General features: G+C 73.9%; 8 protein-coding genes and 2 pseudogenes. 4 read left to right on the top strand and 6 right to left on the bottom strand.

Translation table 11 applies throughout. The annotated features are described in order from the left end of the window. Positions 1-8 precede the first annotated feature (8 nt). Positions 9-827: a class I SAM-dependent methyltransferase gene (locus AC57BS_RS19145; protein WP_496413036.1), complete on the top strand. Its 819-nt coding sequence runs from the start codon at positions 9-11 to the stop codon at positions 825-827. A 26-nt stretch (positions 828-853) separates the two neighbouring features. Further along, a complete protein-coding gene (locus AC57BS_RS19140) occupies positions 854-2,125 on the top strand; it encodes an SGNH/GDSL hydrolase family protein (protein ID WP_496413035.1) in 1,272 nt (423 codons plus the stop codon). Positions 2,126-2,155: 30 nt separating this feature from the next. Here the strand turns inward: AC57BS_RS19140 and pgfA are convergent, their stop codons facing one another. Both pgfA and AC57BS_RS19130 read right to left on the bottom strand, forming a co-directional pair. After that, a complete protein-coding gene (gene pgfA / locus AC57BS_RS19135) occupies positions 2,156-3,145 on the bottom strand; it encodes a cell envelope lipid trafficking protein PgfA (RefSeq protein WP_496413034.1) in 990 nt (329 codons plus the stop codon). Positions 3,146-3,231: 86 nt separating this feature from the next. Next, positions 3,232-3,963: a class I SAM-dependent methyltransferase gene (locus AC57BS_RS19130; protein ID WP_496413033.1), complete on the bottom strand. Its 732-nt coding sequence runs from the start codon at positions 3,961-3,963 to the stop codon at positions 3,232-3,234. 35 nt (positions 3,964-3,998) lie between these two features. Here AC57BS_RS19130 and AC57BS_RS19125 point away from each other — a divergent pair. After that, positions 3,999-5,093, top strand: a pseudogene (locus tag AC57BS_RS19125) (acyltransferase family protein); the annotation flags it as partial. Positions 5,094-5,113: 20 nt separating this feature from the next. On the opposite strand, the gene AC57BS_RS19120 reads toward AC57BS_RS19125, so the two are convergent. Beyond that, positions 5,114-9,265, bottom strand: a complete 4,152-nt coding sequence (locus AC57BS_RS19120) for an alpha-(1->3)-arabinofuranosyltransferase domain-containing protein (RefSeq protein WP_496413032.1) — start codon at positions 9,263-9,265, stop codon at positions 5,114-5,116. Next, complete coding sequence (locus AC57BS_RS19115) at positions 9,262-10,014, bottom strand: class I SAM-dependent methyltransferase (RefSeq protein ID WP_496413031.1); 753 nt, start codon at positions 10,012-10,014, stop codon at positions 9,262-9,264. Before AC57BS_RS19115 ends, AC57BS_RS19120 begins: the two co-directional genes overlap by 4 nt. A gap of 16 nt (positions 10,015-10,030) precedes the next feature. On the opposite strand from AC57BS_RS19115, the pseudogene AC57BS_RS19110 reads away from it, so the two are divergent. Continuing rightward, positions 10,031-11,197, top strand: a pseudogene (locus tag AC57BS_RS19110) (acyltransferase family protein); the annotation flags it as partial. Between the two features lie 65 nt (positions 11,198-11,262). Here AC57BS_RS19110 and AC57BS_RS19105 read toward each other — a convergent pair. Both AC57BS_RS19105 and AC57BS_RS19100 read right to left on the bottom strand, forming a co-directional pair. Further along, positions 11,263-14,952 carry an alpha-(1->3)-arabinofuranosyltransferase domain-containing protein gene (locus tag AC57BS_RS19105; RefSeq protein WP_496413030.1) on the bottom strand — a complete coding sequence of 1,230 codons (3,690 nt, stop codon included), beginning with the start codon at positions 14,950-14,952 and terminating at the stop codon, positions 11,263-11,265. A gap of 47 nt (positions 14,953-14,999) precedes the next feature. Then, positions 15,000-19,118 (bottom strand): alpha-(1->3)-arabinofuranosyltransferase domain-containing protein, encoded by a 4,119-nt coding sequence (locus AC57BS_RS19100; protein WP_496413029.1) that lies wholly within the window; start codon positions 19,116-19,118, stop codon positions 15,000-15,002. Between the last annotated feature and the right edge of the window lie 42 nt (positions 19,119-19,160).

Below are 19,160 nucleotides of genomic sequence, written 5' to 3'. Positions count from 1 at the left end.
TCACGAACGTGCAGGATCACCAACCGCAGTCGGTCCGCGTCGAGCGCAGGGCGGTCTCCGAGCAGGAGTCACGCCGGGCCAACGGCCCCGACTGGGACCGCTACGCCGACGAGTACCAGGCCACCCACGGCGCCTTCCTCGGCGACTCCGGGTTCGTCTGGGGTCCGGAGGGCCACACCGAGGACGAGCTCCAGGTGCTCGGCGACGTGGCGGGTCTCGACGTGCTCGAGGTGGGCAGCGGAGCCGGTCAGTGCTCACGGTGGGTACGCACCCACGGCGGCCGCGGAGTCGGGCTCGACCTCTCGCACCGCCAGCTCCAGCACTCCCTGCGGCTCGACGCGGAGACCGGGGTCGCGGTGCCCTCGGTGCGGGGCACGGCCACCGCGCTCCCCTTCGCCGCGGCCTGCTTCGACGTCGTCTTCTGCTCCTTCGGCGCGCTCCAGTTCATCAGCGACATCGACGTCGCCGTCGCCGAGGTGGCGCGGGTGCTGCGCCCGGGCGGCCGCTTCGCGTTCTCCGTCACCCACCCGACCCGGTGGATGTTCCCCGACGACCCCGGCGAGCCCGGGCTCACCGCGACCCAGTCCTACTGGGACCGCACGCCCTACGTCGAGATCGACGACGCCACCGGGGTGGTCTCCTACGTCGAGCACCACCGCACCCTCGGCGACTGGGTGCGCCTCCTCGCCGGCCACGACTTCCGGCTGACGGACCTCGTCGAGCCCGAGTGGCCCGAGGACCACGACCGCGTCTGGGGCGGGTGGTCACGCACCCGGGGGCTGCTGACCCCGGGGACGGCGATCTTCGTGGCCGAGCTCGCCCGCTGACCGGAGCAGAGAGGTACGTTGCGCGGGTGCCTCCCACACGACCGTCGACCCGCACCACCAGGTGGTGGCGCGTCGCGCCCGCGAGCGTGCTCGTCGTCGTGTCCGGCGCGGCGGCACAGCTGACCGCAGCACAGCTGCCGGCCGCCGCGTCGGCCTCCCCGGCCACACCTGTCGTCCCCGTACGCGCCGCGCGGGCCGTCGATCATGATGACGACGGGCTGTCCGACCGTCGCGAGCTCGGCGCCAGCGCCCTCCGGCAGCCCGACCTCGTCCCCCTCACCGTCGCCCTGGCCCAGCGGCGCGTCCGGAGTGTCCGGGTGCTCTTCCTGGGGTCGTCGACCACGGCGGGGATAGGCGCCAGCACCCGGGCGACGCGGTACGTCGACCAGGTCGTGGCCGGCCTGCAGACGATATTTCCCTCCGGCACCGGTGCCGTCGCGCCGGTGCGCGACCTCCGGCGCAGCACGCTCCGTCCCGACCGCTCACCGGGGGTGCAGGGCGTCAACGGCGGCATGGGCGGGGCGACCGCCGAGACCTACTTCACCGACGCCCACGCCTATGCCGTACGCCTCCTGCAACCGACGTGCGTCGTGCACCAGATCGGCTCGAACGACACGGTCGAGCACGTCCCCGTCGCCACCTTCCGCGCGCGGGTGGAGGCCGTGGTCCGGCGCATCGACTCCCTGACCGAGCGTGCGCCGTGCCACGTGCTGGTGCAGCCCGTGCGCCGCTACCAGGTCAGCGTGGACACGTGGGCCGCCTACGGCGAGGCCCTGCGACAGACGGCACTGGACCACCGCCGGGTGGCGTACGTCGACGCGGGCGCCGCGTTCGAGGAGCGCGACGCCCTCGGCGCCGACCCCTTCGACCTGATCGGCAGCGACGCGGTGCACCTCACCGACACCGGGCACACGGTGCTGGCCGGCACGGTGCTGGATGCGCTGCCGCTCACCCGCGACGGCCTCGGATCAGGCACTGACCCGCGCGACTCCGACACGGACGGCGACGGCTTGACCGACGGGCGCGAGGTCCGTGGCCAGGTCATCCGCCAGCGGGTCGTGCGCTGCGGGGGTCGGGTCCTGTCGCGGCTCCGCTCGCGCAGCCTGCCGTACGTCCGGGACACCGATGGTGACGGCATCGGGGACCAGCGCGAGGCCGCGGGCTACCGGCTCCGCGACGGCCGCTCGGTGCGCTCCGACCCCGACGAGCCCGACACCGACGGCGACGGGCGTACGGACGGCCGGGAGGCTGCGGCGCCGGGTGGCGACCCCACCACGTGCAGACGGCCGGCGGGATGACCCGCCGGCCGTCGTGCACGTCGATCGGCGTCAGCCCGCGTGCGCGGACCCGTCGCGCCGGCGGCGCATGAGCAGGAGCCCCGCGACCAGCAGCAGGAGGCCGAGCACGCCGCCGATGATCGGCACCCAGATGCGGATCGCCTTGAGCTGGGTCGACAGGGACGAGTAGGTGTCGACGTTGTCGGTGATCGTCTCGGGGTTGTAGCCGATGACCACGTCCGTGAGCGTGGCGACCTGCTCGCCCTCGTACTCGGCGACGACCAGCTGGTCCTCCTGGCCGCGGATGATCACACCGGTCTCGGGCTCGATCCAGAGGGTCCGGGTGTTGGAGTAGACGCGGTCGAGGCTGACGTCACCCTCCTCGTCGATGCCGAAGATGGACGCGGGCGCGTTGATGGTGGCGACCGTCGTCGCGGGGATCACCTGCTCGAAGCGGTAGACCTCGAGGCCCTCGATCGACTCGACCTCCTGGAACTCGATGTCCGGCGCCTCCCCGAGCGAGCCGTCCCAGAACTGGTAGGTCTTCTGCTCGGTCTGGAACGGGAACTTGAAGTAGAGGCCCTCGAAGGCGGTCGCCTGCGGCTGCTCGACACCGCGGTCGTCGGCGGTCGTGCTGCTGAACGTCTCGCAGCACACGACGGTCTCACCGGTGTGCCGGTCGAACGCGACGCGGTCGTGCGTGCCGGACCGGGGCGGGTTGTCGGCGTCGATCTCGGCGCCGGGCTCGTCGGTGTAGACCAGGGTCTCCCACACGGCGATGTCACGACCCAGCTCGTCGCTGGCCTCCTCGGAGGCCTCGACGTCTCCCACCACGTTGCGCGTCGACACCAGGTCGACGGTGATCTCCTGCTGGGTGGCGATGTCGAAGATGGTCGCCTCCGGCCCCTCCGAGACCGACACGGTGTCCTGGTCCAGCGGCACGACGGCCAACTGGTCGTAGGCGTAGAACCGGGCCAGGAGTGCGACCCCCAGGACGAACACGCCCAGCCCAGTCAAAATGACGCCCAGCTTCTTTCCCACCCTGCGCTCCTCTGTGTTGGTGGTCACGCGACGCGCGAACGTTACCAGTCAGTCACCTCGTCGGCACCAGTCTTGCGAGGACTGGGTCACGGCGCGTCGAACTCGGCCACGACGACCGCGTGCGCGGTGTAGAGCAGGCGGTCGTAGGGCGTTCCCCAGACCTCCTCCAGCGGCACCTCGCGCCACACGTTGCGCGACGGCTCGCGCCGCAGCGCACGCATGCGCGTCGCCCCGAGCGAGCCGTCGCGGAACCGGGCGTCGAGCGCCGGGTTGTAGCCGACCGGGTGGGTCACCCAGAGCAGGCCGCCCGGGGCCACGTGCGCCCGCAGGCGCTCCACGGCACGCACCGGCTTGTCCTCGTCGAGCACGTCCTCGTCGAGGCCGACGTGCTCGAGCGTCGAGATCGCCAGCACCAAGTCGAAGTGCCGCCCGAGGTCGAGGTCGGCGACGTCCTCGTTGATCACGCCCGGTGCGGCCTCGTACTTGTCGACCACCGTGTGGTCCACGGGTGCGTAGTGCCCGAGCACGTTGCCGATCTCGAGCACCGACGCGTCCCGACGACGGTCGAGGACCTCGAGGGCCAGGGCGACCTCGACGGCACGCTCGTTGAGCCACGTGTAGTGGTAGTCGTGGACGAAGTAGGGGACGTCGCGCCCCTCCCACTCGAAGGTTCCGTGGTCCCGCCCTCCGGCCGGGCGTCCGCGGAGCCAGTCCCAGCCCCACCGCGCACACGAGCGCACCACCACGAGGAACCCTCGGTCGCGGGAGAAGGACGCCACCCGGGACAGCACGGAGCCGGCTCGTCTCAGCAGCAACATGCGCGAACAGTAGTGGCGCGTGCGACACTCCCCCCATGGTGGGCCCAGACCGGACGGCAGCCGCGGTCGCCTTCCCCGCGCTCGACTCCCTGCGAGCGGTCGCGGCGATCGCCGTCCTCGCCACGCACGCGGCCTTCTGGGCCGGCGCCTACGCACGTCCGGTGTGGGGCACCCCCCTGTCGCGCCTCGACGTCGGCGTGGCGGTGTTCTTCGTGCTCTCCGGCTTCCTGCTCTCGCGTCCCTGGATCGCGCGCCACCGTGCCGGTTTCCCACCGCCGTCGACGCTGCACTACCTCTGGAAGCGTGCGCTGCGGCTGGTGCCCGTGTACGTCGTGACGGTCGTGGCCGCCCTCACGCTCCTCCCGGGCAACCGTGACGCCGGCGCCGGCCAGTGGCTGACCACGCTGCTGCTCGGCGACATCTATGTCGACGACCAGCTGCCCGACGGGCTGACCCAGATGTGGAGCCTGTCCACCGAGGTCGCGTTCTACGTGGCGCTGCCCGGCCTGATGTGGCTGGCGCTCACCCGCGTCCGGCGCCGCGGGCGTGACCGTCTCTGGCTCGTCGTCGCAGGCATGACGCTGGTGAACGTCGTCTGGCTCATGGACCTCTCCGTGCGGTGGGACGGCGGCGGGACGATGATCCGGCTGTGGCTGCCGTCCTACCTCGTCTGGTTCGCGGTGGGCATCGTGCTGGCGTCCTGCGACGTACGCTCCCGCGACGACGCCGGCGGCACGGACCGGCTCACGGACCGCGTCACCGCCGTCCTGCGCGAGATGGGTCGCTCCCCCGGACTGTGCTGGCTCGCCGCGGCCGCCCTGCTCGTCATCGCCTCCACCCCGCTCGCCGGGCCGGCGGACCTCACGCCGACCACCCTGGGCGCGGCGCTGACGAAGAACCTGCTCTACGCCGCCATCGCCGGCCTCGTCATCCTGCCGGGCGTCTTCGCGCCGCCGGAGGGACGCTTCGTGCGCGTGCTGTCGCTGCCGGCGTTGCGCCACGTCGGCCACCTGTCGTACGGCATCTTCTGCGTGCACCTGATCCTGCTGGAGCTCATCGCCGACTGGCGCGACATGCCGCTCTTCGAGGGCCGCGGGCTCGAGCTCTTCGTGCTGACCCTCGCGGCGTCACTGGTGGTGTCGGAGGTGCTTCACCGCCTGGTGGAGCGACCGTCCCTCCGCCTGCGCAACGTCTGGGGGCGCGGGTCCACGTCCGCGACCACGAGCGCACCGAGCGCCAGCGCCACCAACAGCTGGGGGCCGGCCAGTGCCCCGGCCCAGCCGTCCGCCGAGCCGAGCGGGCGCCACCAGTAGACGACCGCGGCGGCGACCAGCGGCGTCGTCGCGGCCCAGACCACCGCGGGTGCGGCCACCCACCTACGGGCTGCCAGCACCGCGGCTGCGCCGAGGAGCCCGCAGGCGACGCCCCACCAGCCGCCGACCAGCCCGAGCGCGAGCAGGCCCGCGGCCGGGACCACCCACACCGCCACCCGGGTGCCGACGGGTGGCGCCGGGTGCGGGGCGCGACGGCGTACGAGTCCCGCGCCGAGCGCGAGCAGGACCAGCAGCACCGCTCCCGTCCCCAGCGCCAGGCGGTAGGTCAGGTCGGGCGCGTAGCGCAGCTCGAGGGTCCCGACCCCCTCCGGCACCTGCCACGCCTGCTGCCACCCGTCCACCACCAGCGGGACGGCGGTCGTGCCGTCGGGCAGCTCCGCCTCCCAGCCGGCGTTGACGTTGTGGCGCAGCGCGACGACGCCGCCACCCGCGTCGAGGTCGACCGTCCCCGAGACCGGGGTGTCCGAGCGGAGCGTCGCCGCCGCGGCACTGCCGACCTCGCCCGCTCCCGGCAGGGAGAGCGTCACCGTCACGGGACGGAAGGCGGGAGCCGGCGTGGCCACCACGCGGGTCTCGTCACCCGCCAGCGCCACCGTGGCCGGCCCGCACGCGCGTGCCGGGACCTGCTCACCGTCGAAGAGCTGGCGGGGAGACGCCGTCACGCTGCTCGCGAGGAGGTCGTCGCCGACCCGCAGGGTGGGGCCGAACCCGCAGCCGATGTCGACGGGCGCCTCGGACAGCTGGAGCGGGAGCAGTCCGACGCCCGGCAGGCGCAGCTCGCTCACCCCCACACCCAGCGGCGTCACCTCGCCACGTGCCGAGCGACTGTCGGTCTCGACCCAGTCGAGCACCCGGACGTCGAGGCGGCTGGCGCGGAACGGCTCGACAGATGCGTAGCCGGACCGGTCGAGCCGGACGACCTGCCGGCCGCCGGGGTGGACCAGCTCGATCCTCGTGGCCTGCGAAGCCGGCGCCTGCCGGTCGAGCACCAGCCGGATGCCCCGCACCGGCCGCTCGCCGATCCAGTTGACGCTGAGGGTGGGGTCCGGGTCGTCCGGCTCGGCGACCCAGGTGGTGCCGGTCGACCCGTCGATCGCGGCCACCGCGGAGGCGCGGGCGTCGTCCACCGCCGCGGAGGAGGCGCGCACGTTGACCAGCTGGTCCCTCATCATCAGCCCGGTCAGCGCGTCGCCCGCGACCGGCCGTACGTCGAGCGCCACGCCGTAGTCGGCGCCGGTCCCCAGCCGCACCGTCCGGTCGATGACTCCGCCGTCCTCGTCGCCGCGCGCCCGCCCGGCTGCGCAGCGCACGTCGTCGTCCACCCGTACGCAGGCGTCGCTCGTGGCGCCCGAGGTGAGGAGGACGTGCTCGGGTGCGCCCCGCGCCGCGGGGACCTCCGGGAGCACCAGCGTCCGGTCGACGTCCAGCCCTTCCGCACGGACCTCGGCGATCGCGAGCTCGTCGGCCGGACCGTCCGCGTCGGCGCTCCGGATCCGCAGCCGCGTCGTCTCACCGTCGGGCAGCGCCACGACCACGGCCTCGCCGGCCGGCGCGCGTACCTCGGGCGACGTGCCGGCGTCGGTCTCCACGACGACCGTGGCCGCGCGGGTCGCCCCGGTGTCCCCCGCGACGACGGTGAGCCCAGCGAGGTCGAGCGGCTCCTCGAGCACGACCTCCACCCACGGGTCGTCGCCGGTGCGGGGCCGTCCGGACTCCCACTGGGTCTCGGGACGGCCGTCGAAGGCGGCGTAGGGCAGGGTCTCGGGCAGCACCGGCCCGGTGGTGTCGGCGAAGGCGCGGGAGCCGGAGGCGTCGACGGAGCGGGCGCCCAGGATGCGGGCCGTGGTCTCCCACCTGGCCTCGTCCTCCCGGACGTAGTCGCGGGCCGGGGCGGCGCGCCGGCCGTCGTCGGATGGCTCCAGGGTCGCTGACCGCCCGTCGTGCACCCGGGCGAACGTCGCCTCGCGCCTGCGCAGGCCGTCGGTGAGCAGCAGCGGGCCTTGCGCGTCCTCCGGGGCGTCGGCGGCCAGGAAGGCCGGCTCGTCCCCGAGCAGGCCGGCGTCGAGGAGATCCAGCAGGCTCTCCGGTCCACCGACCACCACCGGCGGGTCCGCACCGCTCACCGCGCTCCGGGCGCCGGAGACCTCGTAGATCTCGACGGCCGGGTAGGCGGTGCGCCAGCCGTCCTCGACGATGACCGGGGTCTCGTCGTCCGTCTCCAGCCGGACCCGGCCACCGAGCTCCGGGCCGAAGTCGGCCACCTTCACGATGCCGGGCGATCCCTCCAGCGCCTGGTGGACGAGGACGGGGACGGGCACGTCGTCGCTGGGACGCAGGTCGTTGCGCACGACCAGCAGGCCCACGCCCGCACGGGCCAGGAAGGGCGCCAGCCCGGCCGACGGCTGACCGGTGGCGAGCCGCTCCTCCACGGCGTCCAGCATCCTGATGTTGCCGGGCGGCGCGAGCGGCACGGCGTTGCGCACCGCCCAGCCCGACACGCCGTACGCCTGGACGGGCTCGTCCTCAGGGGTCCCCCACAGATAGGTGGCGAAGCTGGAGCCCGGCACGAGCAGCGCGGTCCCGCGGTCGGGGTCCTGCGCGCCCTCGCGCTCGAGCCACGACACCGCGCGCTCCCAGTAGCCCGGGACCGACTCGAAGTCCTGCGCCGGCGCGAGCCGCCCCGCCAGAGCGGGGCTCGCCACGCCCGCCACGGCGACCGTCGCCAGCACGAGCAGGCCGACGTACGCCACCCGCTGGCCGTCCTGGAGCCGCTCGCGCCACGCCCTGCCGGGGGCAGCCTCGGTGAGTCCCGCCGCGGCTGCTCCGAGGACGTGCGCGAGGCCGAGGACCAGCGGCAGCCGCACGACGGGCTCGAACTTGTGCACGTTGCGCAGCGGTGCGAGCGCGCCGTCCAGCCAGGAGCGTTCGGTGGCTGCGAGCCAGCCGTGCACGGACCCGGAGTGGCCGAGCGACACCAGGACGAGCCCGCCCAGCAGGCCCAGGACGAGGAAGCGGCGGTGCGGGTTGCTGCGCAGGGACAGGCCGACGAAGCCGAGGACGAGGAGCACCGCGCCGTTGACAGCGACGTAGCCGGTCGTGATGAGGTCGTTGCCGGCCTGCCACGTCGCGTCGACGTAGGGCACCCAGTGGGACGTGCCCCGCAGCACGTCGAAGGGGGTGGTGGGGAAGGTGGTGACGGCGGCCGTCTCGATGAAGTCGAGGAACGGCGGGCTGTAGCTCCCCAGCAGCAGGAGCGGCACCAGCCACCACAGGGTGCCGAGCACCACCAGGGCCGGCCACCACAGGAGCAGGGTCCGCCTGCGCGGTCCGGGCGCGCGGGTGAGCAGCCACACGACCCCGAGCGGGAGGACGGCGGCGGTGGCGGCGGCGTTCACCCCACCCACGGCCGCGACGCCGAGCGCCGACAGCGCTGCTGCCCGCCGCGGGGACCCCCTCCTGCAGCCCACCACCAGCGGGACGAGCACCCACGGTGCGAGGGCCATCGGCCAGGCCTCGATGGAGATCGGCCCGAGAGTCGTGAGGATGCGCGGCGACAGCGCGTAGGCGAAGCCCGCCACCAGCCGGGCGGTCGGGGTGCCGAGACCGAGGACGGCGCACAGCTTGACCACGCCCAGGAAGGCGACCACCAGCAGCAGCGACCACCACGCCCTCTGCACGGCCCACGCCGGGACCGAGGCGAGGTCGCCCAGCCAGAAGAACGGGCCCATCGGGAAGAGATAGCCGTACGCCTGGTTCTGGACCTGCCCGAACCCGCCGGTCGGGTCCCACATGTGCAGCGCGCGGGCGAGCATCGCGGCGGGATCCGCGACGAGGTCGAACTTGGTGTCGCTGACGAGCTTGCCGGGCCGTTGCGCGAAGGCCAGCGCCACGAGGGCCAGGCAGCACACGGACAGCCGGAACCGCCAGGTGACCGCCGAGGGCTGCTGCTGCGTGGGGGTGACGGTCATCGCCGGCGCAGGACGATGACCAGGTTCCAGGTCACGATCTCGCGCAGCACCGGCACCGAGGAGAGCCAGCGCGTCGCGGCGGGGTTGTAGCGCGGGATGACGTCCAGCACCTCGGCGCCGGTCTGGGCACGGGCCCACTCCCGGCCCGCGCGCACGGTCACCGCGTAGAGGGACTCGCCGAACCTGTTCTTCGGCTCGTGGCCGTGCTTGCGCCGGTAGCGACGCCGGGCGCGGCGCCCTCCGAGGTAGTGCCACGGTGACGTCTCGTGCCCTCCCCACGGCCCGAACCAGACCGTGTAGGAGATGAAGGTGAGTCCTCCGGGCCGCGTCACGCGCACCATCTCGTCCGCCATCCGCCAGGGGTCGCTGACGTGCTCGAGCACGTTGGAGGAGTAGCAGATGTCGAAGGTGCCGTCGGCGAAGGGCAGCTGCATGCCGCTCCCCAGCACGGTGCGGGGCGCGATCCCGCCGAGGCCGGACAGCTCACCGACGTCGGCGTCGAGGGCGAAGTAGGTCGCTCCGGCTCCCTCGAAGGCGGTGCGGAAGTAGCCCGGTCCCCCGCCGACATCGAGCATGCGCGCACCGGCGAGGTCGGCGTACTGCGAGACGTGGCCGACCGCGTCGTCGGCGAGCTCGCCGTAGAAGACGTCGGGCTGCGTCTGCTCGACCCGGAACGCGCGGAAGAGCCGGACCGAGCGGCGCAGCGTGGGTGCCCAGGCCGAGGGTCGTGGGGCGGACGGCTGCGGCACGCGGCGACTGTAGTCGATGGGTGCGGGTCGCGAGAGGCGAACGGACGCTGACGCGCGGCTGCCCCCGCGTGATCTAATCGCCCGCGTGGCAGCGAGCACCGCGGTGGAGTGGGAGGACACCCCCGCCGACGAGGCGCGAGCCCGGCGTGCAGCCGAGATCGCCAGCCTGACCGGGCTCCGCGGGTTCGCGGCGCTGATGGTCGTCCTGATCCACACCTCGGGACGCACGGAGTTCGACTGGCTCGGGCTCCCGACGTACGGACCCGTGAGCCTCTTCGTGATCTCCGGCTTCCTCCTGTACCGGCCGTGGGCGCGCTGGAGCCTGGGGCTGGCAGGGCGGCCCGCGCTGGGGACGTTCGTGCTGCGGCGGGTGACGCGCATCTTCCCGGCCTACTGGGTCGTGCTGCTGGTCGTGGCAGTCGTCATCCCGGAGTCGCGACCTGTGGACGCGACCGGATGGTGGCGTGCCCTCTCCCTGACCTGGATCTACGACGCAGAGCCGATGCGCGAGGCCATGCTCCACACCTGGAGCCTCGCCACCGAGGTCTCCTGGTACGTCGCCCTCCCGATCATGGGCTGGCTCGGGGGGCGCCTGGCGCGGCGCTACTCGGGCATCACGTCGTTCTGGATCTGTGTGTCGTCGCTCGCTCTGTCCGTGCCGGTGTCGATCGGGTGGCGGCTGTGGACGACCGATGCCGACCTGGCCGGGCAGCTCACCTACCCCTACTGGCTGCCGTCGTTCCTCTTCTGCTTCGCCGGTGGCGCACTGGTCGCCGTCCTCGTCGAGGCCCATCGCGCCTCGATCGTCTCCCTCTCCGGGATCCGGTCGTTCTGCGCCGACCGCTGGGCACCCGTGGTGGTCGCCCTGTGCCTGGTCGTCCTGGCCACCTCGTCGCTCGGTGGACCGACCGGGTTCGTCCCCGTGTCGTTCTCCGAGGAGCAGGTCCGCACCTGGTCGGCCGCCCTCATCGCCCTGGTGCTGCTGTGCGTCGTCGTCCTCGGTCCCAGCCCGGCTCCGACGAACCGCCTCCTGAGCACCCGCTGGTTCGTGGCGGTCGGCCGCTGGTCCTACGGGATCTACCTGTGGCACGTGCCGGTGATCGTCGTGCTCGAGCGCGACATCACGTTCCCCGACGGGACCATCGGCCTGCTGTGGCGCCTCGCGTGGGTGCTGGGGATCTCGATCCCGCTGGGCGCGGCGACCTACGCGTGGGTGGAGCGACCCACCATGGCCTGGGCGCGCCGCTCCTACCGCGGGATGCCCGGGCGACGCGTCCTCGAGCGGGACGAGACCGCCAGCAGCAGCACCGCGACCCAGCCGAGGGCCGCGACGCCCGCCGCCATCCGCAGCTCCTCGACCGAGGAGTAACGCAGCCTCACCCGGCTTGACCCGTCGGGTGCCCGCCAGGCCTGTGCCCACCCGTCGACCGTCAGGGAGGGCAGCGCGCGCCCGTCGGCGACGGCGGTCCACCCCTTCCCGGCGGGCACGGCGAGCACGATGGTGGCGGGACCGTCGACGTCGATCTCCGCGCCCCCGGCGCCTCCTGTCGCGCCGATGGTGCCGACAGGCACGCCGGCAGAGGCGAACCCCTCCGTCGAGAGGTCGTCCACGGTCCCGAAGGGACCACCGGGGGGCGACAGCACCATACCGAGGGGGATCCACGAGAAGGACGGGTCGATGCGCACGTCGACCTCGCCCGCGCGGAGCACGGGTCGCTCGCACAGCGTGGCCGTCACGACGGCGGCCTCCACGACCTGGCGCGCGGAGGCACTCACGGCGGTCTGGTAGGACTCGCCGCCGACGGAGACGTCAGGTCCCGATCCGCACGGCAGCTCGTCGACCTCGTCCGCCTCCCAGGCGACGTCGGGGCCCCCGATCACCTCCACCTCCGACACCGTCATCGGCACCGGGCGGGACGCGACGGTGAGGGAGTCGAGCGAGGTCTGCTGCGTCTCCGCCTCGAACGTCACCGAGAGCGACCGGGTCCGTACGGGCGGCAGCTCGACGACGCCGTCGTCGCCGATCTCGCCCGTGGCGGTCTCCGTGCTGTCGCCGTAGGAGACGACGACGTGGGTCGGCCGGGTCGACAGCTGGCGCTCGGCCGTGGTCACCCGCAGGCCGCTGACGCGGGTGGGGCGGTCCCAGCTCAGCTCCAGGGAGGGCGCCGCGTCGTCCGCGGCCGGACGCCAGGCGGTCGCCGGGTCGGCGTCCGCGGCCGCCTGCGGGCCGGACACCAGGTCGGGCGAGGCGGAGCTCGAGCCCGTGGCGATGATTGTCGGTCGCGCCAGCTGAGCGGCCAGGTCGCTGGACTGGCTGCTGTCAGCGGCGCGCATCCAGACCCGTCCGGCGACCTCGCCGCCCCGCTCGGTGCGCAGCACCCGCGTGAGCTGTCCGGCGTCGGGGCCGTCGACCGTCACGCCCCGGTTGCACACGGTCTCGCTCGCTGCAGGGTCTCCGGACCCACCGATGGGATAGGACGGCACACACGTGGCGAAGCTGGGTGGGCGCGCAGCGAGGACCCAGGTGTCGGCCTCCTGCCCGTCGACCACCAGGGCCTGCCGCACCGCGAGGCCGGGGAGCGTGAGCTCGGAGATCCCGAAGCTGCGCGCGGCGTCGGGCGTGCCGCTGACGGCCGTGGCCACGACCCGCAGGCGCTCCGTACGGCCCGCCGCGCCGATGCCGACGAGCCCGTCCGGCGGGACGTCGACCTCCGTCGTGCCCGCGTCCGACTCCAGCCGGACACGGGTGACCAGGGAGGAGGAGAAGGGGTTCTGCACGACCTGCAGCGTGCCGCCGGTCAGGTCGGTCGCTCCGTCGAAGGCGATCTCCCACCACTGACCCACCAGCGTGCCCCGACGCGACTGCCAGGCTGTGAACGCGTTGCCGTCCACGGCAGCAGACGGGACCGCGCCGGTGCGTCGTCGGGATCCGTCGAGGTCGGCGGCGGAGGACGAGGCCCGCACCTCCTGCGCTCCGCTCAGGACGCTGGACGCGGTCGGTTCCGCGGCAGCGCCCGACGGGCGCACGGTCCTCGACTCGGCGTCCGACAGGACGGGGCCGTAGGGGTCGGACGACAGGCGCTGGTCGACGTCCTGCCTGCGGGCGCTGTCGGACACGATGCTCGCCGCTCCCCCGCGAGCCGGGCCGAGCGCCAGCGGGGAATCGGGTGCGAGTCCGGCGTCGGCCAGGTCTGCGACCACGCCCGGGTCACCCGACACCGTCAGCAGCTCGCCGTCGAGGACGGCGCCGTCCGACGCCTGGTCGACGGCCCAGATCTCCAGGGACCCGACCGGGTCCCGGACGCCGAGGTCCACGATCCCGGGCGCGCCCTGCTCCGCTCCTCCGGGCTGGACGACGTCCACCCGCGAGGCACCTTGCCGCACCAGCGCGTGGCGTACGAGCGCGAGTGGTCGGTCACGGTCGGCCGCCGGTGACACGTCGTTGCGCAGGAGGACGTAGGACACGCCCAGGTGGCGGAGGGCTGCTCCGGTCCCAGCGCCGTCGTGCCCGCGGCTGAGCCGTCCCACGGCGCTGTCGAGGGCCGCGGTCGCGCCGGGCCCGGACAACGGAAGGGTGTCGCGGGAGATCCAGGGACGGTCGCCCAGCGCGTCCGTCACGGCCGGTTCCACCCTGCCGTCCGCCACCGCCGGTAGCACGAGCACTCGGCCAGGGGGCGCGGTGGCTGACCACGCCGCCACCTGCGCCCACACCGAGGGGTCCGTCGCGACGGGCTCGGCGGTCTCCTCCTGCGCCACGAGCACGGGTCCGACCACGGCGACGGCGAGCACCGCCACCGCTGCCACGACCACACCGGTCTCCCGAGAGGGCTGCCAGGCCGCCCCGGCACGGGGCAGCCGCGCCAGCAGGTGGTCGACGAGCGGGGTCCAGGCGAGCAGTGCTGCCAGGCCCACCCAGCCGGCCAGGACGACCCACGGCGTGCCGACGACGTCGGTCGCCGTGACTGCCGATGCCGGCAGCGGCAGCCATGCCGGCCACCCCCCGGACGCAGCGCCGAGGACGATCGCTGCGCCGGCCAGGGCGAGCAGCGCACTCGCCACGACGAGGTCGCCGGCGACGCGGAACGCGATGGCGCAACCGACCACCCCCAGCGGTGCGAGCACGACCAGCACCGCCCACCATCCGCCTCCGGGCAGGCCCAGGGAGTCGGACAGGGCCGAGGTGGACAGCTCCGTGCGGGAGAGGCCCGAGACGTCGGTGGCGTACGCCGCCTCCCAGACGTAGGCCGCGACCCACCACGACGAGGAGGCGACGGCCAGCACCGACCACCTGAGGAGCTGTCGGACCCCCCGCGGTCGCCGGGAGGTGACGACAGCTGCCAGGGCGCCCGCGGCGAGCGCGGCGACGGCCCACGGCGGCGTACCGGCTCCGGCCAGGCCGAGCCAGACCGACGAGCGCGCCGCAGCGCGCCAGCCGTCCTCCCGGCGGACGAGGGGCCCGAGCACCCACGGCAGGAGGGCCACGACGAGAGCGTCGCCCGGGGAGTGCTGCACGGTCGTCACGAGCACGGGCGCGCAGGCGAAGAGCGCGGCGCCGACCCAGGGAGTCCACGGCTCGTCGGCGTCGTCGTGCCGGATCGTTTCGGCCGGGGCCTGCGCTCGCGCCAGCCGGACCGCGCCCACGACCGCCAGCACGAGGACGAGGACGCTCCACGTGGCTCGGGCGCCCACCGGTGGCAGGCGCAGGACGTCGGCCAGCCAGAAGAACGCCGCGACGGGAACCTCCCGCAGCCCCTGTGCGGTGGCGTCGCCCAGCGTGCCCGACACGGTCCACCCGTCCGCCGCACTGCGAAGTGCGCCTGCCGGGTCGGCGGCGATCCGGGCGTACGCGCCGGCCAGGGGTTGCGTCGCACTCACCCGGACCGCGACGGCTGCAGCGAGCGCTGACACCACCAGGGTCCGCACACCGGCGACGGTCAACGCTGGTCCTTCCCCTCTTCGGCTCGGCTGCCCCGGATCCGTACCTGTCACGGCCGGGCGAGCACCCGGCCGCACACGGCTCCCACCGCCAGCGCCACGACGACGTCGGAGCCTACCGGTGGGACGACCACCGCGGACGTCGACAACGCGATCACGCCGGCGAAGAGGAGGGCCCCGACGCAGGCCGCCCCGAGCCTGGCGTCGACGAGCCGGTCGTCGCCGAGCCGGGCGTGGCCCGGGCGGACGTCCGGGCGCTGCCGGGTGAGCCACCCGGCGAGCGCCCCGACGGCGAGCGGGAGCGAGACGAGTGCAAGGACGGCGAGGGCGGGCACGCGCGACCAGGGCCGGGTGCGGCGCCAGCCGGACCGCCGCTCGGTGGATGCGTCGACGTCTACCGGTTCGTGGACTGCCAGCCTCTCGTCTGCGTGGGAGCGCCCGGCGCGACGCGACAGCAGGCCCATGGCAAGTAGGGCCACGGCGAGCAGGAGCAGCACGCCGACGAGTGCGAGGCCGCCCACGATCGCGACCCGGAACGGCACCTGCGGGGCGTAGTCGAGCGAGACGACTCCCGTCGTCCCGGCCGGGACGACGAAGCCCTGGCGCCAGCCGTCCAGGACGACCGGCGACAGGTCCGTCCCGTCGATGCTCGCCGTCCACCCCCGGTTGAAGCTCTCGGTCACCCCGAGCACCGACTCCGAGGACGACCAGACCTTGACCTCGCGATGGGTGGAGGACCACGACTGCACGCTCGGCGGCACCACCGACGCAGACGCCGCCGGCGGGGACGGGGCCAGCACCAGGCTCGAGGTGACGAACCCCTCGGGGTTCACGACCCGGATGCGGTGCTTGCCGGGCGTCAGGGTGATCGACCGCTTCCCGCACGGGATGACGGCCAGGCTCCGTCCCGACCGGATGTCGCTGAGGGTGCCGCTGATGCGGGTCTGCACGATGCGCCCGCCCACCTCGACGGTGGGCCCGAAGCCGCACGCCGTGCCGGTCGGCGTGCCCGGGTCGGGCCGGTGCTGCAGGTCCTCGATCCCGGCCACGTCGAGCTCGCCGATCCCGACGCCGTCGAGGCCGGCCTGGCCGTAGGCCGTCACCCGCAGCCGGTTGGTCCGCACCGGCTGCATGACCCCCGCCTGGGCGCCCTGCGTCGCCACGAGCTGGGGATCCCCGGTTCCGGGACCGGCCTCGACCACGACGAACTCGGGCAGGTCGCCCGGCTGGTCGGGTGAGCTGGTCACCTCGATCCGTGACACGGTCCGCCGCGGACCCCAGGTGAGCTGGAGGGCGGCTGCGGGGTCGCCGGGAGCCGAGGTCCACCCGGTCTCCGGCCTCCCGTCCAGCGCGCCGGCCGCGCTCACCGCGGGGTCGCCGCCGTAGGTGGAGGTGGCGATCACGCTCACGAGGTCGTCCGACAGCGGCGCGAAGAGGCCGGCGAGGGACGGACCGTGCGTCGCGAGGGCGTGACCCTTGAGGGTCCACTCGCCGCTCTCCTCCACGGTGATCGTGCGGTCGAAGCCCGGCGTCTCGGACGTCTCCCGCTGCCAGGCCAGCTCGCACCCGACGACGCGGTCGTCCTCGGCCACCGCACACGCGCGGCGAGGGACCTCGCTGGTCAGGAAGACCGAGGTGTCCGACGACACCGGACCCGGCACGACCAGCGACCGGCTGACGTCGCGACCTGCGATGCGTACGTCGGAGAGTCGCACCTGGCCGCGGTCGACAGCGGCGCCCAGGACGGTGATCCGCAGCGTGCTGGCGGCGTCGTCGTCGACGCGGACGTCCGGGACAGCGCCGTTAGGCTCCACCTCGGCCACCATCGACCGGTCCTCCGTGGAGATCCGGACCGACCTCACGGGCGCACCCGAGAAGGTGTCGAACGCCAGGGACACGTCGCTCACCGGGGTGGGGTCGTCGAACGTGACCTCGATCCACTGCCCCTGCGGTCGTGACAGCGGTGCACTGCCCCACGCGGTGTAGATGGAGCGGTCGAACGCCGAGTAGGGGTGCTGCTCGGGTCGCACCGGCCCGAGGATGTCGGCGTAGCCCGCCGAGCTCGAGGCCGCGATCGCGGACACCCCGTCGTACGCCGCGGTCGTCCTCGTTGTTGGCATGGCCCTGTCGCTGTGGTCGTGGGCGAGGCGGTCGACGCGGTAGTCCTCAGCGGACGTCATCACGCCGGAGCGCGGGTCGTGGACGCGGCCGAAGCTGCGCTCCACACGTCGCAGGCTGTCGGTGACGACGTCGGGGTTCTCCTCCCCCACGGCCAGGACGGCCGCCTGGTCGTCCCGCACGAGACCGGCCGCGCGGAGGTCGGGCACGATCTCCGGTGCACCGTCGACCACCACCCGGTCGTCCCACTCCTGGAGGTCGACCCGTGGCTCGCCGTCGTGGCGGAGCTCGAACACCTCGACGGCGGCGGCTCCGCCTTCCGTGCCGCCGAAGGACGCGGCCAGGCGGGCGCCGGAGACGTTGCCGATCGCAGCGCGCACCAGCTCTGCCTCGGGGGCGTCGACCTCCTCGGCATCGAGGTCGTTGCGCACGACCACGTGCGTGGCGCCGAGCGCCTCGAGTGCGGCCGCGAGGTGCTTCTGGGGACGTGGATCGGCCACCGACTGCTCGACGGAGTCGAGGAGGCGCAGGGTGCCCGCCGGCGCCACCGTGACCTGCGCCCTCGCCATCCAGGGCGAGGGGTCGAGCACCTGGATCGGCTCGTCGATGGTCCGTCCCCAGGTCTGGACGGCGAATCCGGCGCCGGGGAGCACGATCGTGCGTGTCGTACCGGGCTGGTCGTCCAGGAAGGCGACCGCGTCGCGCCAGGGCGCTGCGATGTCGTCGAATCCCCCCTTGGAGCGCAGTGACCCCGCGGCGGCAGGGCCGGCGGCAGCCAGGACGAGGAGGGTGACCCCGGCGAGTGCGATCCCTCGAGTCGGGACCGGAGCCGACCCAGCGCTCCGGCGCCATGTGCGCGGCACGGCGGAGGTGACGAAGGCTGCCAGGCCCAGGCTCAACGGCAGGCGGACCACCGGGTCGAACTTGTGGATGTTGCGCAACGGGGCGAGCCAGGTGTCGAGGGCGTGCAGCCAGGGGTCGGCGAGGACCGATCCGGCCCAGCCACCGGTCCCGGCCGTGAGCACCCCGAGGCCGACGAGGACCGACACGGCCAGGACCCGCCGCTGCCACAAGTCGCGCTGCAGCAGGCCGACCAGTCCGATGCCGGCCACCAGCACGGTCGGCACCAGCAGCCACCGGGAGGAGGCCAGCTCGTAGCCACCTTCCCAGCCGATCTGCCCGCCGCCGGGGAAGAAGGCCACCCAGTGGCTGGTGCCGCGCAAGGACGAGAGCCAGCCCGTCGACCCAGCGGTGTTGTTCGCGGACTCGATGAAGTCCAGGAACGGAGGCGCGTAGGAGCCGAGCAGCAGGAGTGGGACGACCCACCACAACGACGCGAGCACGACCAGCGAGCCCCACGCCGCGAGGTGGGTGGCCCGCTGGCGCAGCGACCGCCCCGAGGCGAGGAGCAGCAGCAACGCCGGCAGCACCAGGCAGGCCACGACGAGGGTCGCGTTCTGGCCGCCCATCACCGGCACCGTGGCCGCCGAGAGGACGAAGGCCACCCACCCGCGCATCCGGCCGCGCAGGAAGAGCACCAGCGGAAGCACCGTCCACGGCAGCACCGCGGCGGGCAGGGTCTCGCCGCTGAGTCCGCCCACGGTCGTCAGCACCCGCGGGGAGAGCATGTAGGCGAGGCCTGCGAGCACGGCGCCGACCGGCCCGATGCCGGGCCAGCTCGCTGCGAGCCGCCGGGCGCCCTCGTACGCCAGCAGCATCACCAGCGCCGACCACAGGCGCTGCCACACCCACATCGGTGCCCCGAGCAGGTCGCCGAGCAGGAAGGCGGGACCCATCGGGAAGAGGTAGCCGGACGCCTGGTTCTGCAGCCCGCCCAGCGCCCAGTCCGCGTTCCACAGGTCCGCGCTGCGCACGAGCAGGTCCAGCGGGTCCAGCTGGAGGTCCAGCTTGGTGTCGAAGGTGATGCGGCCCGGCTGCTGCACGAGGTTCAGCACGAGCACCGACACGACGACGACGAGGTGCACGCCCCACAGCCACGGGAGGCGGAGCGGAGGCCATCGGCGGACCGGGGCAGTGGAGCCGTCGGTCACTGGGACTGCCTTCCGTGTTGATCCGTCCGGGCGGCGCAGAGT

Source organism: Nocardioides sp. BGA-UO-ETr-FS32 (assembly GCF_059567905.1).
This window is presented reverse-complemented; position numbering and strand designations above follow the sequence as displayed.